Source organism: Janthinobacterium leeuwenhoeki (genome assembly GCF_051380795.1).
Taxonomy (GTDB): Bacteria; Pseudomonadota; Gammaproteobacteria; order Burkholderiales; family Burkholderiaceae_D; genus Janthinobacterium.
This window is the reverse complement of the sequence record NZ_JBNYXT010000019.1, coordinates 42,730-68,807: the sequence shown is the minus strand read 5'-3', so window position 1 is coordinate 68,807 and position 26,078 is coordinate 42,730. Positions and strand designations below refer to the sequence as shown.

Here is a 26,078-nt window from a genome sequence, read left to right as displayed (position 1 = left end):
CGCGTTTAGAAGCGCACTTTCACATATGCCGACGGTCCCGTCAGGCGGATGTTCAGGTCGGCATCGCGTTCGCTGTCGCGGTGCAGCTTGATTTTCGAGATGCCGTAATCGGCGACGAAGCCGATATTCTTGAACGGAAACCATTCCACGCCGATATTGCCGCCGTAGATGTGGCCGTTGATGCGACCGCCATTTTTCTTGATGCCCGACGCTTCCGCATACATGCGCAAGTCCGGCGTGAAGGCGTGGCGCCAGCCCACTTCCAGCAGCGGCGCGAACGCGTGCTCGCCGATGGAATCGCGCGCCGTGGCCTTCTGGTTATTGACGACGCCGGTGGCCGTGCCGCTCAGGTTGGCATTGTAGTAGGCCGCGCCCAGGCCGATGCCGAAGGTGTCGTTGCCGCTGCCCAGCCACCACCGGTAGGACATCTTGGCCAGGTCCAGTTTCAGGTCGGCATCTGCGCTGGCCGTGCCTGTCACGGGCTGGCCATTGATGGTGGTCTGGCCGCTGAGCGTCGGAGTGTAGGATTTGTCATAGCGGTAGTAGTCGAATGCCAGGCCATGGTGGTCGCCGATCAGCAATTCGGCCTTGATGCGCGGAATGGTGGTGTGGCTGGGATTCGACTCGGGCGCATCGATGCGGCCAAACTGCGTGTCGGCGCCGATATTGATGCGCGGATCGGCGGAAAACGCCCCCACCGAGATGCTGGCACGGTCCAGCGCCGGCGATGGCTCGGCCCGCGCCGTGGCGGCCGCCGTGGCTATGCCCAGCACACCCAGCATCATGGCACCGCGCAAGGCGAGGTGGTGCGGGCGTGGTGGGGACAGGCGGGTGGACACGGACATGGCATACATGGGGCAACTCCTCAAAATAAAGTGAAAACTGTCGCGATGCTTTGGGCAACAGTGCAATGAGGAAATGGTAGCAATTGTTACTTTTGGATTACGTAGCCGCACGGCGCAAATTACCGTCGGATTTGTCCTACTGTGTGTAAGAGCTGGTTGTAAGAGTTGGTACGCACACCGGCATTGCCTGTATCGCTTGACGCGGGCAGAATGGTACGCACGAAGAGGAGACATCGCATGAAAATCGCCGCCATTTCCGATATCCACGGCAACCTGGATGCGCTTGACGCCGTGCTGGCCGACATCGCCCGGCGTAACGTCGACGTCACCGTCAACCTGGGCGATATCGTTTCGGGCCATCTGCAGCCGCGCGCCACGGCGGCGCGCCTGATGGCGCTCGACTTGCCCACCATCCGCGGCAACCACGAGCGCCAGTTGCTGGGCGACCCGGCCCGCATGGGCGTCTCGGATGCCTATGCGCGCGCGCAACTGTCACCGGAGCAACTCGACTGGATCGCGGCGCTGCCCGCCACCTTGCGCCTGGGGCAGGACGTGCTGCTCGTGCATGGCACGCCCGGCAGCGACCTCGTGTATTTTCTCGACAGCGTCACGCCGCAAGGCAGCCGCGCGGCCACGCCGCAGGAAGTGGCCGCGCGGGCCGGCGCGGCCGACGCGGCCTTGATCCTGTGCGGCCACACGCACATGCCGCGCCAGGTGCGCCTGGCCGATGGCCGGCTGATCGTCAACCCGGGCAGCGTGGGCTTGCAGGCCTACGGCGACGAGCATGGTTATCCGCACGTGATGGAAAACGGCACGCCGCATGCGCGCTATGCCATCGCCGAACAGGGGGCTGATGGCGCCTGGACGGCGCAGTGGCACGCGGTGGAATATGACTGGGAAAAGGCGGCCCGGCTGGCGCTGGCGAACGGCCGGCCCGACTGGGTCATGCCGCTGCGCACGGGCCGGGTAGGCTGATTAGCGGAATTCTTCGGCCACCAGGTTGTACTTCTGCATCTTGTGATACAGGGTCTGTTTCGGCAAACCGAGTACGGCGCTCACTTCGCTGACGTTGCCGGAATAGGCGCGTAGTTCCTGTTCGATCAGCGCGCGTTCAAAGCCGTTGACCTGCTCCGCCAGCGACAGGGGACTGGCCAGTCCGGCCGCCAGCAGGCTTGAGGCGCCACCGGCGATACCCAGCACGAAGCGGTCGGCGATATTGCGCAGTTCGCGCACATTGCCGGGCCAGGAATGGGCCATCAGGTTGCGCATCTGCGCGCTCGAGACCACGGGCGCGGCGCGGTTGTAGCGGGCGGCGGCGGCCAGCACGAAGTGCTCGAACAGGATGGGAATATCCTCGCGCCGTTCGCGCAGCGGCGGCAGATGCAGCACGATCAGATTCAGGCGGTAGTACAGGTCGCTGCGGAACTTCTGTTGCTGCGACAAGTCTTCCAGGTCCAGCTTGGCCGCCGCGATGACGCGCACGTCGACGGGCGTGGGCACGTTCGAGCCCAGGCGCTCGATATAGCGTTCCTGCAGCACGCGCAGCAATTTGACTTGCAGCGACAGGGGCAACGATTCGATTTCATCAAGGAAAAAAGTGCCCTGATCCGCGTGCTCGATCTTGCCCACCTGCCGCTTGGCCGCACCCGTGAATGCGCCCGGTTCGTGGCCGAAGACTTCGCTCTCAAATATGCTTTCGGGAATCGCGCCGCAGTTGACGGCGACGAAGTTGTGCTTGCGGCGGTGGCTGAAGTCGTGCAGGCAGCGGGCCACCATTTCCTTGCCCGTGCCCGTATCGCCATAGATCAGCACATCCGCCGGTTCGTCGGCAACGTCGAGTATCAAACGCCGTATGTCGCGCATCGCCACGGAATTGCCCAATAAACGCGCTTCGATGCCACCGCCGTCTTCGAGCTGGCGGCGCAGGCTGTGCACTTCCAGGGTCAGGCGCCGCGTTTCCAGCGCGCGCAGGATGACGTCGACCAGTTGCTCGGACGAATACGGCTTTTCGATGAAATCGTAGGCGCCCGTGCGCATGGCGTGCACGGCCATCGTGATGTCGCCGTGGCCCGTGACGAGGATCACGGGCAGGTTGGCATCGAGCGTCTTGATCGCTTGCAGCAATTCCAGGCCGCTCATGCCGGGCAGGCGCACGTCGCTGACCACGATGCCGGGAAAATCCGGCGTCAGCAGTTTATAGGCCAGCTCGGCCGAGTGAAACGCCAGCACGTCCAGGCCGGCCAGCTGCAGCGCCTGCTCGCTGCCCTCGCGTACGGTAGGGTCGTCTTCGACCAGCAAGACCTTCAAGCCGTCAAACATGTTTTTCCTCCTGCGTTGCAATCTGTAGTTCGATGGTGAAGATGGCGCCGCCGCCGGGGGCATTTTCGGCGCGCAGCACGCCGCCGAACTGGCGCGTGATCTGTTCGGAAATGGCCAGCCCCAGGCCCAGTCCCAGTCCCTGCGGCTTGGTTGTGAAGAACGGTTCGAACAGGTGTTCGTACACTTCTGTCGACAAGCCCGGCCCCGTGTCGGCCACATGGATCAGCACGTGCTCCGGCGTGCATGCGACGGACACGCGCAGGCTGCGCACGTCGCTGCCATTCATGGCGTCGAGCGCATTCGCGTACAGGTTCACCAGCACTTGCTCCAGGCGGTTGCTTTCGCACATGGCGAAGATGTCTTCGGGCGGCAATTGCAGGGTGAAACGCACATTTTCCACCTGCAGGCGGCGTTCGACCAGGAACAGGGCATTGCTGATCGCCGTGGGGATCGACACGGAGGTCAGGCTGGTCGTCGACTTGCGCGCAAAAATCTTCAATTGACCCGTAATGGTCCCCATCCTGGCTGCAATTTGCGAGATCTTCGCCAGATTGCGCCGCGCATCGTCGAGCCGACCCCGTTCCAGCAGGATGACGGCATTGTCCGACATGGTGCGCAGCGCCGTCAGCGGCTGGTTGAGTTCATGCGTGATGCTGGCCGACATTTGGCCCAGCACGGCCATCTTACCGGCTTGAAACAGTTCGTTTTGCGTGATGTGGAGTTTTTGTTCGGCCTTGCTGCGCACCTCGATTTCCTGGCTCAGGCTTTGCGTCATGGCATTGAGTTCCGAGGTGCGTTCCTCGACCATGGCTTCCAGGTTGTCGTAGGCATGCTGCAGATCTTCGCGGGCGCGCAATTTTTGCGCCACGGCTGCGCGGCGCTGGCGAAGATAAAAGAATAGCAACATGAAAAAGCCCAGCAGCACGCAGGAGAAAGCGGCCGCCGCGCGCGCGCTGGCCTTGGCCTGCGCCAGGTCGGACAGGTAAATAAAAGTCCAGCCTTGCGGCGACTTGAGCTTGATCTGCGTCATGACGCTGGAGCTGATCTTCGGTGGCGTGTCGGCATGTTCTTGCTCGCGCACGCTGATCACGCGGGCGCCATTGCCCAGTTGGCGGTCGGAGACGAAGGGGATGGCTGCCAGCTGTTTCGAATAATACTGGCGTGTGCGGTTGAGTTCTTCGACGATCGCCGGCGACAGCGGCGCCAGGGTCTTGTATTTCCAGTCTGCCATGGAGCTGAGGAAGATCACGCCGTGCTCATCGGCCAGCATGACCTTGTCGGCGCCCTGCACCCAGCGTTTTTCCAGGGTTTCCAGGTTCACCTTCACCGTTGCCAGGCCCAGCATGTGGCCATTCTGGTAGATGCCATGGGCAAAGAAGTAACCGGGTTCGAGCCGCGTTGTGCCCACGCCATAGAAGCGACCCGGCGTGCCCCGCAGCGCGTCCTGGGCGTAGGGGCGGAACGAGATATTGTCGCCAATAAAGCTGTCGGGCTGCTGCCAGTTGCTGGCGGCCCGCGTGTTGCCGTCGAGGTTGCTGATGAAAATGGTCGAGGATTTCGCCTGGGCATTCATCTGCTCCAGGTAATGGTTGACCGTATCGACCAGCACCGGGTCTTCCGGGTGCTGCAGCAGCCGGATCACGTCGCGGTTCAGCTCCAGGGTCTTGGGCAGGAAGTCGTATTTCTCCAGCGCATTTTCAAGACTGCTGACATACACCTCGAGGCGCTGCGCGCCGCTGGCCTGCAGCTTGCCGATGGCGATGCGTTCGGTCCAGAAATACACGAGCCAGACGGTGGCCAGGCAGGCGGCCAGCACCACGCCCCAGGCCAGCGTTTCGCGGCCCGACCGTTGCGCCAGGCGCTGGCGCCAGGAAAGAGAGGGTTTATTACTGCTATGCATAAAATCAGCTGCCAACTTGCAAGAACCCACAGTATCGCATCTTGATGATCTCAATATAAAAAAAGCCGCCGGAAAGTAATCCGGCGGCCAGCAGCGTGCTTGACGCATATTTCACGAACATCACGACGTCCGACAAAATCGTAGCGAGCGGCAGTGATTTGTGGCCGAGAAGCGCAACCGTACTTGAGTACGGGGGCGCCGAGCCGGTGAGCATCGCCGGCCGCAAAGCGCGCCGCGCAGTAGATTTTGGCCGACGTCCTCAGAAAGTGTGGCGCATACCTAAGTTGAAACCGCTGGTGCCGGTGCCATCGTCGGTGGCATTGCCGACGACGAAGGTGGCGCCGTTCTTGTTGCTGATGTGGCCGTAACCGGTGTACAGGTCGCTGCGCTTGGACAGGGCGTAGAACGCGCCGATGGCCCACTGCTGGGCATCACGGTTTGCGCTGCTCTTGTCGTTGTGGCGGATGTACGACGCGACCAGCTTGGTGGCGCCGAACGGGGCGCTGAAGCCAACCAGGATGTCATTGCTCTTGCTGTTGTCCCGGGCGCGGTTGTCGGCATAGCCGAAGTTGCCTTGCAGCACGCCAAAGTCATAGCGCGTGGCCAGCAGGGTGTTGCGCGTTTGCTTCGCCTGCAAATCTTCCATGCGGTGGTGCGTCAGGGTCACGTTCAGCGGGCCGTCGATGTAATGCACGGCGCCGCCCATGCTGCGGTTTTTCGCATTGTCGCCGGCTACTTCGCCAAAGCCATACGCCAGCTCGGCCGACAGCTTGCTCCAGGTCGGCGTGCTGTATTGCACCATGTTATCGACGCGGTAATTCGTCGCCATGATGTTCGACGCCGTGCCGGCCAGGCCGATGACAAACGGATCGGCCACGTCGCGCAGGGCCAGGTAGTACGGCGAATATTGGCGGCCCAGGGTGAGGGCGCCGGCGCTGCCGGTCAGGCCGACGTACGCCTGGCGGCCAAACAAGCGGCCGCCCTGGCCCGAGGTACCGGTGTCGATATTGAAACCGCTTTCCAGCACGAAGGTGGCGGCCAGGCCACCACCCAGGTCTTCCTTGCCCTTGAAGCCGATGCGCGAGCCCGAGGCAACGCCGGAAGCGACGCGGTTCAGGCGGTCTCCAGACGCATCCTTGTCGAACACCAGGCCGGCGTCAGCCACGCCATACATGGTCACACTGGATTGAGCCAATGCGCCGCCGGAAGCTGCGCCAAGGGCCAGCAGGGTAAACAGGACTTTTTTCATGAAAATCTCTCTAATAGGTTGGAATGACTACTGATCGCACTACCTGACTGCTTGTTACTCAACATCGACAACAAATAAATGGCCCGCTTGTGGCGGGCCATGGCGCTATCAGGCTTTGCTAGCGTGGTCAGCTTCGCCCCAATGGCTTTCCGTGTTCTGGCTGGCCGCGTTGGCCGCGGCTGCTTCTTCCTCGGTGGCCAGGCCACCTTCCCATTTGGCGACGACGGCCGTGGCGACGGCATTGCCGACCGCGTTGGTAGCCGAACGGCCCATGTCGAGGAATTGGTCGACGCCCATCAGCAACAGCAAGCCCGCTTCCGGAATATTGAACTGGTTCAGGGTAGCGGCAATCACCACCAGCGAGGCGCGCGGTACGCCGGCCATGCCCTTCGAGGTCAGCATCAGCAGCAGCAGCATGGTGATCTGCGTGCCGAGCGACAGGTCGATACCATAGGCTTGGGCGATGAACAGCACGGCAAAGGTGCAGTACATCATCGAGCCATCGAGATTGAAGGAGTAGCCCATTGGCAACACAAAGCTGGAAATCTTGCGGTCCACGCCGAACTGGTCGAGCGCCGTCAGCAGTTTTGGATAGGCTGCTTCCGAGCTGGCCGTCGAGAATGCCAGCAGGAACGGTTCGCGGATCAGGCCGACCAGTTTGAAGATGCGCGGGCCGATGACGAGGAAGCCGGCGCCGATCAGCAGGGCCCACAGGCACAGCAGGCCTACGTAGAAGCCGCCCATGAACTTGGCAAACGTGACGAGCACGCCCAGGCCGTGGGTGGTGATGACAGAGGCCATGGCAGCGAATACGGCCAGCGGGGCCAGGTTCATGATGGTGCCGGTGATGCGCAGCATGACTTGCGCCAGCTGGTCGACGACGGCCGTCAGGGTCTTGCCCGATTCGCCCAGGCCGGCCAGTGCGCCGCCGAAGAAGATCGAGAACACCAGCACTTGCAGGATTTCATTGTTGGCCATGGCCTCGATCGGCGATTTCGGCACCAGGTGCGTGAAGAAATCTTTCAAGGTGAAGGCAGCCGTTTTCAAATTCGTCGAAGCGTGTACGTCTGGCAATGGCAAACCGAGGTTGGTTCCCAGCTGCATCAGGTTCGACAGCACCATGCCCAGCGCCAGCGAGACCAGCGAGGCAACCACGAACCAGCACATGGCTTTCAGGCCGATGCGGCCCGCCGTCTTGCCGTCGCCCATGTGGGCGATACCGACCGTCAGGGTGGAGAACACCAGCAGCGCAATGATCATCTTGATCAGGCGCAGGAAGACGTCGGTGACGATGGAAATATTGCCAGCGATCTGAGCGCTGAGCTTGGCATCAGGGAAGGCGGTGTTGCATCCATAGCCGACGGCAATGCCGAGGATCATGGCAATCAGGATGTACAGGGTTAATGGCCGTTTCTTTTTCATTTTGACTCCTCCGGTGAAACGCCGCTGTGAGCGGATTATTGATAGCGAGCAACTCAAGCTTGGAGTCAATATTTCTCAAAAACAAGCCCTTGCGTGCCAGCGATTATTTGCAGCAAAACCTGTACATAGCAAAGGATATGCCTGAAATTGGAATTTGCTATATAACTTCTTAAGTTGTTGATTTAACGTCGCTTTTTTGTTGTCAGGATGTCGCAACTTGGCACGCTTGCGCGAAATATTGGACGCGCAAGCGCATCGCTGTATGACTTTTCATACGCTAGTCGCGGCAGGGTGGCGCTACGCTAAAAAAGCAAGATTATCAGGACAATAAAAAAGCCCCTCCGAAGAGGGGCTTGATGTGACGCAAAGCATGTTCTCGATTTTAGAACTTGATATTCGCCGTCAGGCTGAACGAACGGGGCTGGCCTGGGGTATAGCGGAAGCCGGACTTGTTGATGGCTGCCACGTAGGTCTTGTCGGCCAGGTTGTAGGCGTTCAACTGCAGATCGAGGTTTTTGTTGACGGTATAGGTTGCCATGGCGTCGAAGACCCAGTAGGCATCCACGCGTGCCGGCGTGCCGACGGCGCCATCGATACCGCGCAGCATTTCACCCACGTAACGCGCGCCGCCGCCGATCTTCAGGCCAAACGGCAGGGTGTACGAGGTCCAGCTGGTGAACGCCTGTTTCGGCGTGTAGGTGAGGCTTCTGTCGCCGCTGGCCGTGACGCCCTTGCCCGACTCGACCTTGGTATTCATGCGCGTGTAGCCGGCGCTGACCAGCCAGTTAGGCATGACTTCACCCACCACCCCGATTTCGATGCCTTCCACGCGCTTCTTGCCGGTCTGGTAGTACTGCAGATCGACAGGATCTTGCTCCACTTCATTTTTCACGGTGGTCTGGTAGACGGCGGCTGACAACGACAGTTTTTGTTTCAGAAAGTCCCACTTGGTGCCGATTTCCTTGGTGATGGTTTCCTGCGGGTCATAGTTCGGATTTTGTGCGCTGCTGGCGCCGGTGCTCAGCACAAAATTGGTGCCTGGCGGCGCTTTCGACGTGGCCAGCAAGGCATACACGCTGCTGTCCGTCGTCGGCTTGTACATGGCCGAGATCTTGCCGTTGGCAAAGGTGTCGTTCAAGGTGATATGCACCGGAATCGGCGTACCGACGGGCAGTTTTTGCACCTGGCCCTGCGCCACAGCCGTTTGCAGGGTGACGGCGTCATACGTGGAGTTGAAATGGTCCAAGCGCACGCCGCCGTTGAAGATCCACTTGTCGCCGAACTTGACGGTGTCGAAGAGATACAGGCTTTGCGTGTTGACTTCACCTTGGGTGAAGGCGCCGCTGCGCACGGGATTGCGGCCGGTGACGGTGTCACGCGGGTTCGGATTGTACAAGTTCGCTGCCGGCAAGGTACCCAGGCTGGCGGCGACATAGCCGTAGTTGGTCTGCTTTTCGCTGGTGAACTCGGCGCCGGCCACCACGGAGTGCTTCAGCACGCCCGTGTCGAATTGTGCGCTGACCACGGTCTGGTTGGTCAAAATCGTGTTTTCCTGGTCCTTCACGGTGGGCAGCGAGCGCGCCAGGGTCCAGCTCGACGGATCGTTGGCGTTCGGCGTCTGCAGGTTGGCGGTGTTGCCCATGAAGGCCGTCAGCAGGTAGTCCTGCTTGGTCTTGCCGTAGCGCGTGGTGTTCTGGATTTGCACGTTGGGCAAGAAATCATGGTCGATGCGCAAGGTGCCCATGTCGGCCTTGATCTTGTCGTAGTCCGCAGTGGAACCGTAGAAATTCTTTGGATCGACCCGCGCTGCGCTGTTCAGGAAGGTGCGTACGGCCGGTTTGTCCTTCGCGGCGACGTCCGGCGTCGAGTAGCCTGGCAAGCCGATGGTCGGCACGAGGCCGTCGGGTACGTTGTTTTGATCTACGTGCAGGTAGCTGGCCGTGACGCGCGTTGGTTTGCCGATACCGAAGGTGACGGTGGGCGCGAAAGCCCAGCGTTTGTTGGTGACTTCATCGCGCGCCGCGTTGCCGCTGTCTTGCGTCATCAGATTCAGGCGCATTGCCGTGCCGGTATCGCTGTCGAGGATGCGGTTCCAGTCGGCCGTGGCGCGTTTCTGCTTGCCACTGCCGGCCGTCAGCAGGGAATTGAATTTGTTTTCCATGGTCGCCGTCTTGCTGACCAGATTGATCGAGCCGGTCGGCGAACCGCGGCCGCTGTCCGTGCCCGCCGGGCCCTTCAGCACATCGATCTGTTCGATGTTGAAGACGTCGCGCGAGATGGAGCCCACGTCGCGCACGCCATCGACATAGATGCTGCCGGACGAATCGAAACCACGCATGTAGACGGCGTCGCCCGTGTTCGTGTTGCCGTTCTCACCGAGGAAGAAAGTACCGACGCCAGGCGTGTTGCGCAGCGCGTCCGTCAGGGTCAGCGCACCTTGCTGCTCGATCAATTCCTTCTTGATCACGACGATGGTTTGCGGCGTATTGACCAGTTCTTCCGTGTATTTCGGCGACGAGGCTTTTTCCGCCTTGAAGTCGTTTTCCTTGGAACCCACGACCTTGACTTCGTTCAGCATTTGCTGCGATGCCGGGGCGCTTTGGCCGGCCGGGTCGGCCGCCTGGGCGGCGACGGGCAGCAGCATCACGGCCAGGGCGGCACCGATGTGCTGGTTGAAACGGGTTGGGGCGTGTTTGCGGCTCTTGATTGCCATCTTGCTCTCTCGATAAGGTCAGGGTAGTGGTTCCTGGCTGGCTCTGCACCGCTGTGCTTGGGCACGCGGGCAAGTGGCTGGCGATGGAGACGGGAGGCGGTATTGTAATTAATGGGCGCTATTTCGTAAATGAGAATCGTTATCAGTATCGTTTACGCAACGGATTCGGCCTACCGCAAAAAAAACACTGTCATGGCCCATGAATGCTTGCTTTGCGGCCCAGCCGCTGCTATGCGCGCAGGTGCCTGGCAGCGGGAGTATGATGAGCAACCTTTACTACTTCCGCCCAGTATGTTGCAGACTCCCGATGCCTTTGTCCCCCTGATCGATGCGCCCGAACCGGCCCCCGCGGCCGAGCAAACGCTGACGTTTGTCTTTCATCGCGGGCGTTTATTGTTGCGTATGCCCGAGCTGACCCTGCCCACTGCCGCCGAGGCGGCGGCGCTCGATATCGATCTGAGCCGGGCCCAGCCCGTGGGCCTGTGGCAGGGCCGTTATTGCCAGACCGTCTGGGCGGAGGACGAGCTGCTGCCCGCCGATAGCCCCCTGGCCTGGCACGGCATGCGCTCGCTCTTTAATGCCGTCGACGATGCCTTCCTGGGCCTGGCCAGCCGCGCCGTGCAACTGGCCGAGTGGGCGCGCACGCACCGCCATTGCGGCGTGTGCGCCACGCCCATGCAGCGCACGCGGGGCGAACGCTGCTTCAGCTGCGCCGCCTGCGGCATGCTCGCATATCCGCGCATTTCGCCCGCCATGATGGTACTCATCCGCAAGGGCGAGCAGGTGCTGCTGGCGATGCACAAGCACTCGCCATCGCAGCGCTTCAGTCCGCTTGCCGGTTTCCTGGAAGCGGGCGAATCGATCGAGGAAGCCGTGCACCGCGAAGTGATGGAAGAGGTGGGCTTGCGCGTGCATAACTTGCAGTACTTCATGAGCCAGTCCTGGCCGTTTCCCCATTCGCTGATGATCGCGTTTACGGCCGATTACCTCGATGGCGAAATCCGCCTCGACGAGAACGAGATCGCCGAGGCGCGCTGGTTCGGCCCCGGCGATGCGTGGCCGGAAGCGAGTTCGAGCGTGTCGATTTCGGCGCTGCTGGTCGGCGCCCACCGTCCGCCGGCAGTGTCGTAAAGCGGGGACTGCCCGGGCAGCTTGCCGCATTTTCTATATACTGGCGGCAATTGAAAATTTTAGGGTGGTTTAGCATGTCTCAAGAAGAATTCTCCGAAAACGACTGGCGCCGGCTGATCAGCAGCTTTGGTGAAGATCCGCAGCGTCCCGGCTTGCTGGAAACGCCGGCGCGCGTGGCCAAGGCGTGGAAGCACTGGACGTCGGGCTATGGCCAGAATCCGGTGGATTTGCTGAAAGCCTTTGAAGATGGCGCAGAACAGTACAACGAGTTGATCGTCGTGCGCGGCATCCCCGTCTACAGCCATTGCGAACACCATCTGGCGCCGTTCTTCGGCAAGGCTACCATCGGCTACGTGCCCAACGGCAAGATCGTCGGCCTGTCGAAACTGACGCGCCTCGTCGATTGCTTCTCCAAGCGCTTGCAAGTGCAGGAACGCATGACGATGCAGATCGCCAATGCCCTGATGGAAGTGCTGGAACCGAAATCGGTGGGCGTGGTCGTACGCTGCCGCCACCTGTGCATGGAAAGCCGTGGCATCCGTACGCCGGGCGAAGAAACCATCACCTCGGCCATGCTGGGCGAGATGCAGCCGAACCTGGCGTTGCGCACAGAGTTTCTGGCGCTGGCGCGCGAAAGCTGATTTTCGGCGACGATGCATGACGAAGGCGGCATATGCCGCCTTTTTTCATGTTCTTCCGGATTCCCGTTCCGCCAGGTAGCGCGCCGGTGGCTTGCCCACGGCCTTGCGGAACATGGTGACAAAACCACTGGTATTTTCATAGCCCAGTTCCAGCGCCACCGCTTTCACGCTGTGCCCCACCGCCAGGCGCTGCAGGGCCACGATAACGTGCAATTGCCGGCGCCAGCGGCCCACGCTCATGCCCATTTCCTCCAATGATAGCCGCGTCATGCTGCGCTCGCTCATGCCGATGCGGCTGGCCCATTCGGCCAGGGTGTTTTTATCGGCTGGCTGCGCCAGCAGCAGGGCAGCCAGGCGGCGCAGGCGCGCATCGCGCGGCATCGGCAGATGCAAGTCTTCCACGGGGGCGGCCGCCAGTTCATCGAGCAGGGTGAGCACCAGGCGCTCCTGCGCGCCATGCAGCGCGGTCAGGGTGGGAAAGCTGGCTGCCTTGGCGATCAGTTCGCGCAGCAGGGGCGAGACGCTCACGGTGCAGCAGACGGCCGGCAAAGCCGGCGCCATGGCCGGCTCGACAAACAGGCAATAACATTCCGCCTCGCCCACGCCCTGTGCGGCGTGCATCAGACCGCCCGGTATCCACACGGCGCACTGGGGCGGCACGATCCACACGCCGCTTTCCACTTCGCAATGAATCACGCCACGCGTGGCATACAGCAACTGCCCCTTGCGGTGCTGGTGCGGCACCTGCTCGGCATCCTCGGGCACGCTGGTCAGGCCCACGGCCAGCAAGGGACGCAGCACGCCATCAACGTCAAAATCGAGAATGGAGGCCTCATCATCCAGACCCAGGCGGGCCGTCAGCATGTTGGGCAAGAGGGGATGGGGCATGGGAAGACTTTGGCTGGATTGAATAATATTGTGGCCATTTTATGCAATGACGCGCGATGCCGCCAACGCTATCGTATGGGCATCCGCAGCCCCGCTTCAACGGCAACCGCCGCCGCCAGTGTACTGATGAAGGCCAGGAGGAACGGCAACCCCCGAAGGAGTCTCCCATGCAACTCGATATCACCGATTTCCCCCTCGTCTGGATGCGCCGCGACAGCGCCGACAGCAGCCCCGACGATGCCCTGTTCGCCCAGTTCGAGGCACTGCTGGCGCGCCAGCAGGCGTTTGTCATTCTCAGCGAAGAAGGCCTGGACGAGGACGGACATGAGCATCCGCAGGAAGAGCGCAAGCGCGCCGTGCTGTGGATGAAGCGGAACAAGGCCGCCTTGCGCGCGTATATCCAGGGCATGGTACTGGTCGAACCGAGCGCGGCCAAGCGCCTGGCCGGCAAGGCTTTTGCTGTCATGTTCGGCCAGTTCTGGGGTTATCCCCTGCATTTCGGCACCAGCCGCGACGACGCGCTCGACATCGCGCAGCATTTGCTCAGGGCCTGGCTGCCGCCGCGACTGCCGCCAGGCGATGGCAGCACGGCTATGCATCAGTAGCGGTAGTCGTTGACGAAGTGCTTGGTGAAGTTGTATTTGCTACCGCCGTCGAGCAAGTCGACCAGGCGTTTCGGCGCCGAGGCCGACATGAAGGCGTCGGCCGCGCCGCCCGTGCTGCGGAACTTCATGCCGGGGCTGAGAATCTGGTTGGCGCCGATTTTCAGGTGCTGGAAGCTTTTCGTTTTCTCATTGTTGAGGATGAAGTGCAATTCCTGCTTGAACGTCAGGAAGGGAATCTTCAGCCACCAGCCTTCGTCCGTGCCATAACTGGCGACGCTGGAAAAATGCGTGTTCTTGTCCGTCAGGGTGGGTTTGCCCAGGCGGTCATTGATGCGTTTCATGGCTTCATTCTTGGTCATGCTGTGCTTTCGTGATTCAATCGATCTGGCGTGCATTTTGACACAGGCACGCCACCCCCGCCTGCCTTGCCACTGCCTATCTGCATGCTTTTTTACTGCAATGCAACATCAATTCTCCTCAATTGTCGCAACGCATTAACAACACCGGGCAAAAAACATTGCCTACCGGCATTGTAAATATCGCTCGTTCGAGCGTATGCTGGAGACGTCTGAACGGTGCCGCCAGAGCACCGTCGCCGCCGCATTCTGGCCAGCCGAGCTGGAAGCGGGCCACGCCCCATTAGCGCATATAGATAGTTGGAGACACAGCATGAAGAAATTGACGTTCCAGCAAAAGTTATGGATCCCGCTGATTTGCAGCCTGTTATGCATCACCGTTATTTTTGTCTATAACGCCCTGGAAGTGCGCAAGATCCGCATCGAAGAGCGCAGCGCCGACCTGAGCAATGCCGCCGACCTCGGCCTGGGCGCCGTCAAGATGTTCGGCGACCTGGCCGCCAGCGGCGCCTTGACGCAGGAAGAGGCGCAGAAGCAGGCCACGGCCGTCATCAAGAGCATGCGTTTCGGCGAGACCGGGTATTTGTCCATCATCAACCTCGATGCTGTCGTCGTGATGAATCCCGCCGCGCCGCAAACCAACGGCAAAAACATGTCGGATTTCAAGGATGCCAACGGCACCTATCTGTACCGCGACATCGTTGCCGTCGGCAAGAGCGATGCGGGCAAAGGTTTCGTCCACTATTATTTCCCCCGTCCCGGCCAGAAAAACCCCGAGCCGAAGATGAGCCGCGTGGTGGCTTACAAGCCATGGAGCTGGACTATCGTGGTAGGTGTGTACATGGACGATATCGACGCGGCCTTCCGCCAGTCACTGCTGACCTCGCTGGGCGTGCTGGTGCTGGTGTGCGGCCTGCTGGCGGCCGTCGTCGTGGCGATCAACCGCAGCCTGCGCCATGCGCTGGGCGGCGATCCCGAGTATGCGGCCGACGTGGCCGCTCAGATCGCGAATAACGATCTGAGCGGCGCCGTGCGCACGCATGCCAACGACCGCCATAGCGTGCTGTATGCGATGAAAACCATGCAGGCCAACCTGGTCGATGCGATCAGCGAAATCCGCCACAGCGCCGAGACGATTGCCACGGCATCGAGCGAGATTGCCAGCGGCAATATGGACTTGTCGGCACGCACCGAAATGCAAGCCAGTTCGCTGGAAGAAACGGCGGCCTCGATGGAGGAATTGACCTCGACCGTTACACAAAACGCGGGCAATGCCGTGCAGGCGAATGAACTGGCGCAGTCCGCTTCCGCCGTGGCCCGCCAGGGCGGCGCCGTGGTGGCGCAAGTGATCGGCACCATGGACACCATCAACGCCTCGTCGCGCAAGATCGTCGACATCATCGGCGTCATCGACGGCATCGCCTTCCAGACGAATATCCTGGCCTTGAACGCCGCCGTGGAAGCGGCGCGTGCCGGTGAACAGGGACGCGGCTTTGCCGTGGTGGCCAGTGAGGTGCGCAATCTGGCCCAGCGATCCGCTGGCGCAGCGAAGGAAATCAAGGAACTCATCGGCGCCTCCGTCGACAGTATCGCGGCCGGCAGCACGCTCGTCGCACAGGCGGGCACGACCATGGATCAGGTGGTGGCTTCCGTCTCGCGCGTGACCGACATCATGGCCGACATCACGGCCGCCTCGCACGAGCAAAGCACGGGTATCGGCCACGTCAACCAGGCGATCACGGAAATGGATAGCGTGACGCAGCAAAATGCGGCACTGGTGGAAGAGGCGGCGGCGGCAGCGTCGAGCATGCAGGACCAGGCGGCCGTGCTGGCGCAACTGGTGGCACGCTTCAAACTGTCGGCGCAGGAACCGGGGACGTCGCCGCGCATGGCGGCAAGTTCTGCTGGCGCGCCACGCGCCGTGGCGAAAAAACCGCTGCGCAGCCTGGCGGCGCGCTAGGATTTTATTGGGCTGGCGCCGCTGCCTGCGGCGCCGGTTCGAATTCCAGCTTGTCATCGACGACCACGAATTGCCCGACCGGCTGGCCCAGGTCGGCTTTCGGGTCGTTTTCCATTTCCGTCAGCGCATTGCAGGTATTTGTTTCCGCCTGCCACAGCTGCTTGCCCATGCGGATATTCCACACGCCATCGCCGGCCGCAAACAGCTCGACGGTGATGTCGGCTGGCGCATCCGTCGACAGGGTATGCAGGCGCTGGCATTGCGGCAGATTGCTCGCCATCAGCTGCACTTCCACCGTATCTTGCCAAAAATAAGCTTGCTGGCGGCGCACGGTCAGGGAATGGTCTTGCCCATCGAACATATAGATGGCGAAGTCCTGGACACAGCCTGACAGCAGGACGGACAGCATGACGATCAGGAGTTTGCGCATGGTCGGCTTTCTTGGTTGGTGCTCTGGAATGTCGGGATGCCTGCTTGAGGGCGCCAGCCTTATCTTGCGCGCCGTCTTGTTTTCCGCTTACGTGGCATTATATCCATGCATATCAGTTGCGGCGCGACAATAGTGATGCGGAGGCCGCCTGCCCTACTCATCTACCTGGAAAGAGCACGATGATCGACCTGTATTACTGGACCACGCCCAACGGGCACAAAGTGACGATGTTCCTGGAAGAAGCGGGCATCCCCTACAACATCATTCCCGTGCATATCGGCAAGGGCGAGCAGTTCAAGCCCGAATTTCTCGCCATCGCGCCGAATAACCGCATCCCCGCCATCGTCGACCAGGCGCCGGAAGATGGCGGCGCACCCTTGTCCCTGTTCGAGTCGGGCGCGATTTTGCAATACCTGGCCGAGAAAAGCGGGCAATTCCTGCCGGATGATGTGCGCGGCCGCGCCGAAGTCATGCAGTGGCTGTTCTGGCAAATGGGCGGCCTTGGCCCGATGGCGGGGCAAAACCACCATTTCGTGCAATACGCGCCCGAACCCATCGACTACGCCATCACGCGCTACGTGAATGAAACGAACCGCCTGTATGGCGTGCTGAACAAGCGCCTGGCCGAGCGTGCATTCGTTGCCGGCGACACGTATTCCATCGCCGACATGGCGATCTACCCGTGGATCGTGCCGCACGCACGCCAGCGCCAGACGCTGGAAGATTTCCCGCACCTGGCGCGCTGGTTCGCTGCCATTGCCGCCCGTCCCGCCACCGTGCGCGCGTATGCCCGCGCGGCCGAAATCAATGTGCAGCCTACCGTCAGCGGCGACGCGAAAAGCGTGCTGTTCGGCCAGACGGCGAAGACGGTAGCCTGAGCAACGGTCAATTACCCCGATACGTGGAAAAACCGAAAGGGCTGAGCAGCAAGGGAATGTGATAGTGCTGGTCAGTCTTTTCCACGTGGAATTGCACGGGGATTTCCGGGAAGAATGTTTCCTGTTTCAGGCGCGCATAGTGCTCGCCTGTTTTAAACACGATGCGGTAGTCGCCTGCCTGCATGGGCATCTGCTCCGGATACATGGCCGTGATGCGCCCCTGCGCATTCGTCACGGCGCTGGCCAACTGTTGCCAGCCTTCACCTTTCTTTTGCTCCAGCGTCACCGTCACGCCGGCCGTCGGCTGGCCGCTCTGCAAGTCGAGGATGTGCACGCTCAAGGGATTGGCGGCGGCCAGGGCCATGCTGGACAGGCTGGCGAAGGCCAGGGCGGCAGCGGTTTTTTTCAGGTAGGTCATCGTCGTTTCTTTCAAAGTGTGGGGGAATCGAGTTCAGGGATGGCGGCCAGGGCAGCCCGGGCACAGGCGCGGTCTGGCAGGGCGCCACCGCCGCCAGCCACGCCGATGGCGCCGACCACTTGTCCCTTGGCCATCAACGGCAGGCCGCCACCGAGCAGCAACAGCTCCGGCACGGTGCTCAGGTTGCGCATATCGGGATTGGCGTTCGCGGCCATGGCCAGGGCATAGGTATCGCTTTTGGTGGACAGGGCCGTATACGCCTTGCGCCGGCTGGCATCCGTGTTGTGGGGACCGACGCCATCGGCGCGCTGCACGGCGACAATATTTCCGCCACGGTCGAGCACAGTGACGACGATATGCCGCCCTTGCGCCTGGCAAGCGGCCATGGCCGCGTTGGCCAGGGTGTTGGCCGCTGCCAGCGACAAATCATTGACGTTGCGCAACTGGGCGTGGACGGGACTGGCCAGCAGGCACAGCAGGGTACTGCCGAAAAGAAGGGTTTTCATGTGGTGTCCAGGGTATCAAGTGACGCCAGTATGGCCAGTGTTGCCCTACAAGAAGATGATCGCCGCATGACATTTTTATCATCCCCAGTGGCTTGCGTGCGGCGTAAAATGACCGATATTTCCTCAAGAAAGCTGCCATGCGCATCCTGGTCATCGAAGACGAACCGAAGACGGGCGACTATTTGCTGCGCGGCCTTGCCGAGTCTGGCTTCACGGTGAGTCTGGCGCGCAATGGCCGCGACGGCCTGCACATGGCCAGTACACAAGCGCCCGATCTCATCGTGCTCGACGTCATGCTGCCCATCATGGATGGCTGGCAAGTCTTGCGCGCGCTGCGCCTGCAAGAGGGCGGTGCGGATGTGCCCGTGATTTTCCTCACGGCGCGCGACGAGGTGCAGGACCGCGTGAAAGGGCTGGAACTGGGCGCCGACGATTATCTGGTGAAACCGTTCGCCTTTGCCGAACTGGTGGCGCGCATCCGCACTTTGCTGCGGCGCGGGCCGCCGCGCGAAGACGACGTCATCCGCATCGGCGACATGGAAATCGACGTGATGAAACGCAAGGTCAGCCGGCAAGGCCGGCGCATCATCCTGACGGCGAAGGAATTCGGCTTGCTGCATTTATTGGCGCGGCGCCAGGGCGAGGTCTTGTCGCGCTCCATCATCGCTTCGCAAGTGTGGGACATCAATTTCGAGAGCGACACCAACGTCATCGACGCGGCCATCCGCCGCCTGCGCAGCAAGCTCGACGACCCGTTCGAACCCAAGCTGATCCACACCTTGCGCGGCATGGGCTATGTCTGTGAATTGCGCGCGCCCACGGTGCCTGACAACGGCGGCGCCGCGTGAAACTGGCGCAACTACGCCGCTCGCTGACCCTGCGCGTCACGCTCGTCTTCGTGCTGATCGTGGCGCTCGTGTCGGCCGGGCTGGGCATGCATCTGTACCGCTCGTTCGTGGCGGAAATCGAGCGCCGCGACGATATTTTGTTGCTGGGCAAATTGCGCCAGATCCAGCAGTTGCTGGGTAATGCGGGCACCCTGGACATCATCCGCGAACGGCCCCAGTATTTCCGCGACACCATGAGCGGGCAAGAAAATTCCCTGGTGCGCATCGTGCGCGCCGATGGCACGCGTTTGATCGATGTCAATCCGCATGGCGAGACGGTGGCGCATGCTGTTCCCGTGGCCGTCGATGCACCCGTCACGGACAGCGCCATCGTCAGCTGGACCAGCCGCGACGGCTACCCGGCCAGGGTGGTGGCGGCCAGCGCGCGCATCGGCGAGCCGGCGCAGATGGCCGATATTGCCGTCGCCAGGGTCTACGGTGACCGCACGGCCATGTTTGCGGCTTACCGCTGGCAGATCGTCGTGTCCGTCGCCGTCAGCGCGCTGGTGGCGGCGCTGCTGTCGAGCGTGATGCTGCTGCGGGGACTGCGGCCGCTGCGCAATATCGCCGCCCATGCGGCCCTGGTGCGGCCGGGCAAACTGGGCCAGCAACTGGAGGCGCGCGGTGCGCCGAGCGAACTGCTGCCCCTGATCCAGGCCTTGAATGCCATGCTGGCACGGCTGCAGGAAGGCTATGCGCGGCTGTCGCAGTTTTCCGCCGACCTGGCGCATGAATTCCGCACGCCCGTCACCAATCTGCTGGGGCAAAGCCAGGTCATGCTGGCCCGTCCGCGCAGCGCGCACGAATATGAACAGCTGGTGTCGTCGAATGTGGAAGAGCTGGAACGGCTGTCGCGCATGATCGACAGCATGCTGTTCCTGGCGCGGGCGCAGCAGGATGAGATGATTCTGATTAAGCAATCCTTGCCCGTGCAGGACGAATTCTTGCGCCTGGCCGATTTTTTTGAAGGCCTGGCCGAAGAGCGCGAGCTGGCGCTGGCCTGCCACGGCAGCGGCAATGTGACGGCCGAACCGCAACTGCTGCGCCGCGCGCTGGGCAACTTGCTGTCGAACGCAATCCGCCATGCGGCGCCGGGCAGCACGATTTTATTGCGCTCGCATGCGACAAACGTGGGCGTGGAATTGAGCGTGAGCAACCTGGGTTCCGCCATCCCCGCGCGCCACTTGCCGCACCTGTTCGAGCGCTTCTATCGCGCCGACCCGGCCCGCAGCGATTCGGCGGCCTCTACCGGCCTGGGTTTGGCCATCGTCACGGCCATCATGCAATTGCATGGCGGCAGCGCGACGGTCGCGTCGGATGCGGCCGCCACGACGTTTACGTTGATGTTTCCGCTCCAGGAGCGTAGGTCGGATTAGCGGGGCAAAGCCACGCGTAATCCGACAATATTGTTGGCGTTGGCGTTGGCGGTGTCGGATTACGGTCCTGCGGACCTAATCCGACCTACGCCGCTGACCTTCCCCGTTTAGCCCATTTCGACAAGGAACTCATGCATGCCCGTATGCGGCAATTGCGTGCACGCTGGCGCAAAGTGCGGCAACTGGCCCCACAGCAGCGGGTTGCCGACGATGTACACATGATGCTGCGCGCGCGTGAGTGCCACGTTGAGCAGGTTCGGCGTACTGGCCGCCCATTGCGCGGCGCCTGCCGTGCTGTCGTCGGCGCCGAGGACCAGCATCACCACGCTTTGTTCCTTGCCCTGGAAGGTGTGCACGGTGCCCACCATCTGGCTGCTCCACTGACGCAATTCGCGCGCCGTCGGCGCCTTGCCGTAGCCGAGGCGGCGGTCCCAGTCCAGGTCCATGATGCGCGAGCGCAATTCGTTGCGCACGGCCTTGAACGGCGTGATCACATACATGTCGGGTAGCTTGCCGTCGCGGCGGTACAGTTTCAGCAGCACTTCCAGCACGAAATCGAGTTGCACGGGCACCACCTGCTTGTAGCTGACGGGGCCGACGGCGTCGATCCAGCGGCTGGGGCCCCGCGTGAGGCCACGCGCGCCGGCCGGCGGCGTGCGTTCAGCTAGCCCGTAGACCATCTTGTCTTCATAGGCGATGTTGTTGGCCAGCGAAAACATCGGTTCCACGCAGCGACGGTGCACGCGCAAGGGGCTGCCGATCCACAGCGGCTGTGCGCTGCCGGCGCCGACGACCGCGCCATAGCGGTTGGCCTTGTCGGCCAGGGTCTGCACGGAAACCGACGTTGGCGCATAACTGCCATCCTGCGTGTGCGGCGACAGGGCGGACAAGGTGTGCACCAGGCGGCCCGGCACTGTGAATACGGGTTCGATCTGCAGTGGGTCGCCCACGACGATGGCGCGCTTGGCACGCCACAGGCTGCCCAGCGCCGCTTGCGGCACGGCCTGGCCCGCCTCATCGATGAACAGCCAGCCCAGCGATTCGGGGCCCATGCCCTGGAACTGGCGCGCGAACGAGGCAAACGTGGTCGACACGACAGGCACCACCATGAACAGGCTGTGCCAGACCATGGCGATATGCGACTGGTCATAGGCGCGCTTGTTTTTCAGCAATTTGGAGACGGCCAGCAAGTTGCCGCCAAAGCCGGGACCGCCTTTTTTTGCTACTTCCGCCAGCCACGCTTCATGCAGGGCCAGGGCTTTGGCGAACAGGCGCGAGCGCAGGCGCGCCAGCGCCGGTTCATGCCACAGGCCGGCTATCTGCAGCGCGTCGCCATCCAGCTCGTCCAGGGTCGCGGGGGCGATGATGGTGGGGAAACGCATGCGCGCGCGGCGCAGCAGTTCCGTGCTGTCATCCCATTCGCGCTGGCGCGACTGCGCCGTGCGCAGGGCGATGTGCAAGCTGTTGCGGGCCCGCTCGCAGCGCGGCTCCAGTTCGCCCTTCAGCAGCAGCTTGATGGCGGACACGTCGCGCGCGGCCTGGCGCTGCGCCTCGGCATTGGCGATGACGGCCTCCTTGTAGGCGCGCGCCGGAGCGGTGCGGAATAAACGGGCAAAGAAGCCCGGCTGCGTCAGCGCCACCAGGCGTTCTTCTTCCAGCAATTCCTTCTTGCTGGCGAGCAGGGTGTCTTGCTGCGCCAGCGCGCCGGACAGAGCGCCATTCGCCGCATCCATCTCTTGCTCGGCAGCAATCAGCGCTTGCTGGCTGGCCTGGATGAAATCTTCTTCCGTGCAAGTGCCCACGGCTTGCCACAGGGCCGCGTACTGGGCGTGCTCGGCCAGGGTTTTTTCCACCACGTGTTCCGTCTCGCGAAACTCGCGCGCCGCCTGGGCGAAGCTCACGCCCTGGTAGCTGGCCAGCCACTGGCGGATATTTTGCGCGTTTGGCGTCTTGCGCACCGTGGTTTTATCCCAGTCATCGTCATAAAAATTGCTGACGAAGCGGCGGCGGTTGGCGCTATTGCCCAGCGCACAGGACATCAAGCCCCATGGCGCTTCCGTCTCATTCAGGGCGCGGTTGGCGCCATTGCCGTCGGCCACGACCCGGCGCGCCACGCTTTCAAAGTAACGCGTGCGCGCCCATTCCTTGCCCAACTGCTTGGGTTTTGGGAGGTCGCCGGAAATGTTTTCCACCGCTGCATTGTTCGACGAAGCGACGACCATTTCAAAGCCCGTCAATTCCGGACGCAGGCGCGCGATGGTGATCGGGTCGCGCACGCCTTCGAAGGCCACGGCCACCTTGCCGATGAAGGCGTCGCCGGCGCGGTCCAGGCAGGACAGCACGCTGGCGCGGCGCACGATGTTGTCGGCGAACAATTCGCGCAACAAGGTCGTCTTGCCTGTGCCGGGCGGGCCGTTGACGGAAAAGATGCCCCGCTCGCTCAAGCCCGTGCGCGCGCCGTGGATGGCGAACTGCTGCATCAGGCTCATGGCGTAGCTGGCGTCTTCCAGCCAGTGTCCCCGGTTCATATTGCCCGGATTGAGCATGGCGGCCAGCGCCTGGCGTCCGGCCGGGCTATACAGGTCGATGCGCTCATCCTGTGCCAGCGGCGTCAGATAGGCGGCGACCGTCGCGGGTAGCTTGCCGCCGCGCAAGGCGCGGATGATCTGTTCCAGGTCGTCCAGGTAAAAACTGTTGAGGATATCGATCGATGGTTCCACCGCGTCGCCGAAGTCCAGGCTGCGGTTCTGGCTGGCCTCAGCCAGGTCGCCTTCCGCCACGGCGGCGCGTTTCTTGCGGGTGCGCAATTCCAGCACGGCCAGCGGCTGGCCGGCGGACGGATGGAAGCCGGCCCAGTCGCGCAGCAGGTCGGCCAGGGCCGCGATTTCCATGCCCGACAGGGGAGATGAGACATTGCCGGCCTCATCCGTCACTTGCTGCGGTACGCGGGCAGCGGCAAAGTTGCGCAAGCTGTCCTGCAGCGCCAGCTGGCTGTCGCTGAAGGCGTCCAGGCTCAGGCCCGACCAGTCCGGCGTGCGGGCGCGGCCCAGCGCCCACGGCAAGGTCGACACGGACACGGGATCGAACTGCGGCTCGCCCAGCGCATTGAGGTTCAGGCGTGCAAAGCACGAGCGTCCCAGCAGTTCTGTTTTTTCGGCTTCGGCCATGTTTTCCGGGCCATTGGCCGGCGGACAAAGCTTGTTGATTTCGGCCTTGTCGAACACGCCGAGGAACAGCGAAAAGCCGTCGATCTCGCGGTCGGACGGTACTTGCCATTGCGTGGCGAACTGCAGCGGCAATTGCGCCAGCTGTTCGCGCTGCAGGAGGCGCACGGTGGACGGGTCTTCAACGTCCGTGATTTGATTCAGGTCAAACGGGATAAAGAATTCGATCTTGTGCCAATACTCCAGGATAGCCAGGAGGCGCTGCTGTTCTGCCTGATTCATGATGACCAATATTTTGTAAAGCGAGCGAGGATTGTAAAGCGTATGCGCGGTGCACGTTTTGCACTTTTGCCTATTGCGCGGGCTTTGCTGCAAAAAAAGTGGCGATTGCGGACGAAAAAAAGCCAGGCAGCAACTTCCTGCCTGGCTTTCCCGTGGGGAGGACGTTGCTATTGCTTAAAACTCTACCCATTCGCTCTCGGCAGCCGCATTGCTGCGGTGTGCCGGCGCGGCCGCGACGGCCTTGCGCGCTGGCGCCGGCCGGGCTGCGGGGGGCGCGATTTTTGCCGCTGCCGCTGCTGGTGCTGCCCGCACAGGCGTCAGCTTGGGTGCGCTGGCGACATGGTTGCCGGTTTTAAAGAAACCCACCACGTGCGCCAGTTCGCCCGCCTGCTCCTGCATGCTTTGCGAAGCGGCCGCCGCTTCTTCCACCAGGGCCGCGTTTTGTTGCGTCACTTCATCCATCTGCGCAATGGCCATATTGATTTGCTCGATGCCGATGGTCTGCTCGTGCGTGGCGGAAGTGATTTCGCCCATGATGTCGGTCACGCGCACGATGCTGTCGACGATGTCACCCATGGTCTGGCCCGCTTCATTGACGAGGCGCGAACCCGTGTCCACGTTGGCGACGGACGCGGCGATGAGTTCCTTGATTTCCTTGGCGGCCGAGGCTGAACGGTGCGCCAAGTTGCGCACCTCTGTTGCTACCACGGCGAAGCCACGGCCCTGTTCGCCCGCGCGCGCCGCTTCCACGGCCGCGTTCAAGGCCAGGATATTGGTCTGGAAGGCGATGCCGTCGATGACGCCGATGATGTCGACGATTTTCTTCGACGAGGCATTGATGGTGCCCATGGTGTCGACCACTTGCGAGACGATGCTGCCACCGCGCACGGCCACTTCCGACGCGCTTTTCGCCAGCTGGTTGGCCTGGCGTGCGTTGTCCGCGTTCTGCTTCACAGTGGACGTCAGCTCTTCCATGGCCGATGCCGTCTCTTCCAGCGAGCTGGCTTGCTCTTCCGTGCGTGACGACAGGTCGAGGTTGCCGGCGGCAATTTCACTCGATGCCGTGGAGATCGCCTCCGTGCCGTGGCGCACTTGCGCCACCACGCCCAATAAACTGTCGTTCATGGCTTTCAGGGCGCCCAGCAGGCGGCCCGTTTCATCGCTGGAATTGACGACGATGTGCGACGACAAGTCGCCGGACGCCACGGTTTCGGCCACGGCCACTGCCGCATTGATGGGCTGGGTGATCGAGCGCGTGATGATCCAGGCAACAAAAGCGCCCAGCAGCACGGCCACGCTGCCCAGGGCAAGCATGGAGGCGCGCGCGCTGGCGCTCAGCGTTTCGGCGTCCGTCGCCGCCTGCGCCGCCTGCTGCGCTTCATAGGCGAGCAGGCTGTCGAGCGCGCCCAGCACGCGCTTCAGGCCGGGTGCCGCCTGCTGCGTCAAAAAGGCGATCGCTTCTTCCGTCTGGCCCGCATTGCGCAGCTCGATGACTTTGTTGTTCAGCGGTGCGCCCGATTTCAGGGCCGCGTCCAGTTCGGCCATCAGCGCCGTTTCCTTGTCCGTCGAGATTTTCTTTTGCAAGGTTTCCTTGGCGGCGCCATATTTCTTGCGCGCTTCGCCGATCTTTGCCAGTTCCGCCTGCACCAGAGCTTCCGTCGGCGCCACTACCACGCTGGTGATCGCCAGGGTAATGTTGCGCACGTTGTCGCTCATGGTATTGGCGGCCGCCATCTTGACGTTCTTGTCGGCCACGATGTCGTGCGTGCGCGCGCTCAATTGCCCCATGGAATACAGGCCGACGAGCAAGACGGCTACCAGCAGGCCGAGGACGACAGCAAACCCGATCCCGAGCCGGGTGCCGATTTTGAATTGTGTGAGTGACATGATTGCTTTCGTATTGCGGAAGTGAGGGAAAACGTCGACAGGCCAGGTCTACGGGTTTATACGTAGCAGCAACCAGGCTGTAATTGTTCCTCAAAATTCCACACTGCAATACAAAAACTTGTATCAAGTCCGTGAAAAGTTTTAAAAATGTTGGCAAATTAAATAAGTTGTCGTGTGGAAACAACGAGCGCGGCGCTGGATGCGGGCTCAGTGTTCCGGAA

21 protein-coding genes are annotated in these 26,078 nt (G+C 62.0%); 8 read left to right on the top strand and 13 right to left on the bottom strand.

Translation table 11 applies throughout. From position 1 onward, the window contains the following. Positions 1–5: 5 nt before the first annotated feature. Positions 6–854 (bottom strand): porin family protein, encoded by an 849-nt coding sequence (locus ACQ4WS_RS15935; RefSeq protein WP_436477776.1) that lies wholly within the window; start codon positions 852–854, stop codon positions 6–8. Positions 855–1,082: 228 nt separating this feature from the next. On the opposite strand from ACQ4WS_RS15935, the gene ACQ4WS_RS15930 reads away from it, so the two are divergent. Beyond that, on the top strand, positions 1,083–1,820 hold the full coding sequence (locus ACQ4WS_RS15930; RefSeq protein ID WP_436477774.1) for a metallophosphoesterase family protein: 738 nt from the start codon (positions 1,083–1,085) through the stop codon (positions 1,818–1,820). On the opposite strand, the gene ACQ4WS_RS15925 is transcribed toward ACQ4WS_RS15930, so the two are convergent. From ACQ4WS_RS15925 to ACQ4WS_RS15905, 5 genes are all read right to left on the bottom strand, one after another. Next, a complete protein-coding gene (locus ACQ4WS_RS15925; RefSeq protein WP_436477772.1) occupies positions 1,821–3,164 on the bottom strand; it encodes a sigma-54-dependent transcriptional regulator in 1,344 nt (447 codons plus the stop codon). It lies immediately after the preceding gene. Continuing rightward, on the bottom strand, positions 3,157–5,064 hold the full coding sequence (locus ACQ4WS_RS15920; protein ID WP_436477771.1) for a sensor histidine kinase: 1,908 nt from the start codon (positions 5,062–5,064) through the stop codon (positions 3,157–3,159). Before ACQ4WS_RS15920 ends, ACQ4WS_RS15925 begins: the two co-directional genes overlap by 8 nt. A gap of 259 nt (positions 5,065–5,323) precedes the next feature. After that, on the bottom strand, positions 5,324–6,313 hold the full coding sequence (locus tag ACQ4WS_RS15915) for a porin (protein WP_436477769.1): 990 nt from the start codon (positions 6,311–6,313) through the stop codon (positions 5,324–5,326). A 108-nt stretch (positions 6,314–6,421) separates the two neighbouring features. Beyond that, positions 6,422–7,735 carry a dicarboxylate/amino acid:cation symporter gene (locus ACQ4WS_RS15910; RefSeq protein WP_436477767.1) on the bottom strand — a complete coding sequence of 438 codons (1,314 nt, stop codon included), beginning with the start codon at positions 7,733–7,735 and terminating at the stop codon, positions 6,422–6,424. A gap of 382 nt (positions 7,736–8,117) precedes the next feature. After that, positions 8,118–10,448, bottom strand: coding sequence for a catecholate siderophore receptor Fiu (locus ACQ4WS_RS15905; protein WP_436477765.1), 2,331 nt, complete (start codon positions 10,446–10,448; stop codon positions 8,118–8,120). A 291-nt stretch (positions 10,449–10,739) separates the two neighbouring features. Here ACQ4WS_RS15905 and nudC point away from each other — a divergent pair, with 291 nt between their 5' ends. Continuing rightward, complete coding sequence (nudC, locus tag ACQ4WS_RS15900; RefSeq protein WP_436477763.1) at positions 10,740–11,579, top strand: NAD(+) diphosphatase; 840 nt, start codon at positions 10,740–10,742, stop codon at positions 11,577–11,579. 74 nt (positions 11,580–11,653) lie between these two features. Next, entirely contained in the window at positions 11,654–12,220 is a 567-nt protein-coding gene (gene folE, locus ACQ4WS_RS15895) for a GTP cyclohydrolase I FolE (RefSeq protein ID WP_436477761.1), read from the top strand. Between the two features lie 45 nt (positions 12,221–12,265). Here folE and ACQ4WS_RS15890 read toward each other — a convergent pair whose 3' ends face one another. After that, positions 12,266–13,084 (bottom strand): AraC family transcriptional regulator, encoded by an 819-nt coding sequence (locus ACQ4WS_RS15890; RefSeq protein ID WP_436477815.1) that lies wholly within the window; start codon positions 13,082–13,084, stop codon positions 12,266–12,268. A gap of 191 nt (positions 13,085–13,275) precedes the next feature. On the opposite strand from ACQ4WS_RS15890, the gene ACQ4WS_RS15885 reads away from it, so the two are divergent. Next, complete coding sequence (locus ACQ4WS_RS15885; RefSeq protein ID WP_436477759.1) at positions 13,276–13,713, top strand: hypothetical protein; 438 nt, start codon at positions 13,276–13,278, stop codon at positions 13,711–13,713. Here ACQ4WS_RS15885 and ACQ4WS_RS15880 read toward each other — a convergent pair. Then, positions 13,707–14,072 carry a hypothetical protein gene (locus tag ACQ4WS_RS15880; RefSeq protein ID WP_219312119.1) on the bottom strand — a complete coding sequence of 122 codons (366 nt, stop codon included), beginning with the start codon at positions 14,070–14,072 and terminating at the stop codon, positions 13,707–13,709. The two genes, ACQ4WS_RS15885 and ACQ4WS_RS15880, sit on opposite strands and share 7 nt — an antisense overlap. Positions 14,073–14,382: 310 nt before the next feature. On the opposite strand from ACQ4WS_RS15880, the gene ACQ4WS_RS15875 reads away from it, so the two are divergent. Then, on the top strand, positions 14,383–16,029 hold the full coding sequence (locus ACQ4WS_RS15875; RefSeq protein ID WP_436477757.1) for a methyl-accepting chemotaxis protein: 1,647 nt from the start codon (positions 14,383–14,385) through the stop codon (positions 16,027–16,029). 4 nt (positions 16,030–16,033) lie between these two features. Here ACQ4WS_RS15875 and ACQ4WS_RS15870 read toward each other — a convergent pair whose 3' ends face one another. Then, positions 16,034–16,459, bottom strand: coding sequence for a YdgH/BhsA/McbA family protein (locus ACQ4WS_RS15870; RefSeq protein ID WP_436477755.1), 426 nt, complete (start codon positions 16,457–16,459; stop codon positions 16,034–16,036). A 179-nt stretch (positions 16,460–16,638) separates the two neighbouring features. Between ACQ4WS_RS15870 and ACQ4WS_RS15865 the strand changes: the two genes are divergently transcribed. Further along, a complete protein-coding gene (locus ACQ4WS_RS15865) occupies positions 16,639–17,337 on the top strand; it encodes a glutathione binding-like protein (protein ID WP_436477753.1) in 699 nt (232 codons plus the stop codon). Positions 17,338–17,344: 7 nt separating this feature from the next. On the opposite strand, the gene uraH is transcribed toward ACQ4WS_RS15865, so the two are convergent. Next, entirely contained in the window at positions 17,345–17,755 is a 411-nt protein-coding gene (gene uraH / locus ACQ4WS_RS15860; RefSeq protein WP_436477751.1) for a hydroxyisourate hydrolase, read from the bottom strand. Between the two features lie 11 nt (positions 17,756–17,766). After that, positions 17,767–18,261 carry a GlcG/HbpS family heme-binding protein gene (locus ACQ4WS_RS15855; protein ID WP_436477749.1) on the bottom strand — a complete coding sequence of 165 codons (495 nt, stop codon included), beginning with the start codon at positions 18,259–18,261 and terminating at the stop codon, positions 17,767–17,769. A gap of 137 nt (positions 18,262–18,398) precedes the next feature. On the opposite strand from ACQ4WS_RS15855, the gene ACQ4WS_RS15850 reads away from it, so the two are divergent. Continuing rightward, positions 18,399–19,109, top strand: a complete 711-nt coding sequence (locus ACQ4WS_RS15850) for a heavy metal response regulator transcription factor (RefSeq protein WP_436477747.1) — start codon at positions 18,399–18,401, stop codon at positions 19,107–19,109. Beyond that, positions 19,106–20,524, top strand: coding sequence for a heavy metal sensor histidine kinase (locus ACQ4WS_RS15845; RefSeq protein WP_436477745.1), 1,419 nt, complete (start codon positions 19,106–19,108; stop codon positions 20,522–20,524). The genes ACQ4WS_RS15850 and ACQ4WS_RS15845 overlap by 4 nt, the downstream gene beginning before the upstream one ends. 107 nt (positions 20,525–20,631) lie before the next feature. Here the strand turns inward: ACQ4WS_RS15845 and ACQ4WS_RS15840 are convergent, their stop codons facing one another. Further along, on the bottom strand, positions 20,632–23,970 hold the full coding sequence (locus ACQ4WS_RS15840) for a DEAD/DEAH box helicase (protein ID WP_436477743.1): 3,339 nt from the start codon (positions 23,968–23,970) through the stop codon (positions 20,632–20,634). Positions 23,971–24,144: 174 nt separating this feature from the next. Further along, on the bottom strand, positions 24,145–25,857 hold the full coding sequence (locus tag ACQ4WS_RS15835; RefSeq protein WP_436477741.1) for a methyl-accepting chemotaxis protein: 1,713 nt from the start codon (positions 25,855–25,857) through the stop codon (positions 24,145–24,147). Between the last annotated feature and the right edge of the window lie 221 nt (positions 25,858–26,078).

Excerpts from the sequence above, each read along its gene's own strand:
- ACQ4WS_RS15850 (WP_436477747.1), top strand. The coding sequence starts at position 18,399 with ATGCGCATCCTGGTCATCGAAGACGAACCGAAGACGGGCGACTATTTG.
- ACQ4WS_RS15885 (WP_436477759.1), top strand. The coding sequence starts at position 13,276 with ATGCAACTCGATATCACCGATTTCCCCCTCGTCTGGATGCGCCGCGAC.
- ACQ4WS_RS15870 (WP_436477755.1), bottom strand. The coding sequence starts at position 16,459 with ATGCGCAAACTCCTGATCGTCATGCTGTCCGTCCTGCTGTCAGGCTGT.
- ACQ4WS_RS15880 (WP_219312119.1), bottom strand. The coding sequence starts at position 14,072 with ATGACCAAGAATGAAGCCATGAAACGCATCAATGACCGCCTGGGCAAA.
- ACQ4WS_RS15855 (WP_436477749.1), bottom strand. The coding sequence starts at position 18,261 with ATGAAAACCCTTCTTTTCGGCAGTACCCTGCTGTGCCTGCTGGCCAGT.
- ACQ4WS_RS15840 (WP_436477743.1), bottom strand. The coding sequence starts at position 23,970 with ATGAATCAGGCAGAACAGCAGCGCCTCCTGGCTATCCTGGAGTATTGG.
- uraH (WP_436477751.1), bottom strand. The coding sequence starts at position 17,755 with ATGACCTACCTGAAAAAAACCGCTGCCGCCCTGGCCTTCGCCAGCCTG.
- ACQ4WS_RS15835 (WP_436477741.1), bottom strand. The coding sequence starts at position 25,857 with ATGTCACTCACACAATTCAAAATCGGCACCCGGCTCGGGATCGGGTTT.
- ACQ4WS_RS15910 (WP_436477767.1), bottom strand. The coding sequence starts at position 7,735 with ATGAAAAAGAAACGGCCATTAACCCTGTACATCCTGATTGCCATGATC.
- ACQ4WS_RS15875 (WP_436477757.1), top strand. The coding sequence starts at position 14,383 with ATGAAGAAATTGACGTTCCAGCAAAAGTTATGGATCCCGCTGATTTGC.
- ACQ4WS_RS15905 (WP_436477765.1), bottom strand. The coding sequence starts at position 10,448 with ATGGCAATCAAGAGCCGCAAACACGCCCCAACCCGTTTCAACCAGCAC.
- nudC (WP_436477763.1), top strand. The coding sequence starts at position 10,740 with ATGTTGCAGACTCCCGATGCCTTTGTCCCCCTGATCGATGCGCCCGAA.
- ACQ4WS_RS15920 (WP_436477771.1), bottom strand. The coding sequence starts at position 5,064 with ATGCATAGCAGTAATAAACCCTCTCTTTCCTGGCGCCAGCGCCTGGCG.
- ACQ4WS_RS15930 (WP_436477774.1), top strand. The coding sequence starts at position 1,083 with ATGAAAATCGCCGCCATTTCCGATATCCACGGCAACCTGGATGCGCTT.
- ACQ4WS_RS15935 (WP_436477776.1), bottom strand. The coding sequence starts at position 854 with ATGTATGCCATGTCCGTGTCCACCCGCCTGTCCCCACCACGCCCGCAC.
- ACQ4WS_RS15915 (WP_436477769.1), bottom strand. The coding sequence starts at position 6,313 with ATGAAAAAAGTCCTGTTTACCCTGCTGGCCCTTGGCGCAGCTTCCGGC.
- folE (WP_436477761.1), top strand. The coding sequence starts at position 11,654 with ATGTCTCAAGAAGAATTCTCCGAAAACGACTGGCGCCGGCTGATCAGC.
- ACQ4WS_RS15925 (WP_436477772.1), bottom strand. The coding sequence starts at position 3,164 with ATGTTTGACGGCTTGAAGGTCTTGCTGGTCGAAGACGACCCTACCGTA.
- ACQ4WS_RS15865 (WP_436477753.1), top strand. The coding sequence starts at position 16,639 with ATGATCGACCTGTATTACTGGACCACGCCCAACGGGCACAAAGTGACG.
- ACQ4WS_RS15890 (WP_436477815.1), bottom strand. The coding sequence starts at position 13,084 with ATGCTGACGGCCCGCCTGGGTCTGGATGATGAGGCCTCCATTCTCGAT.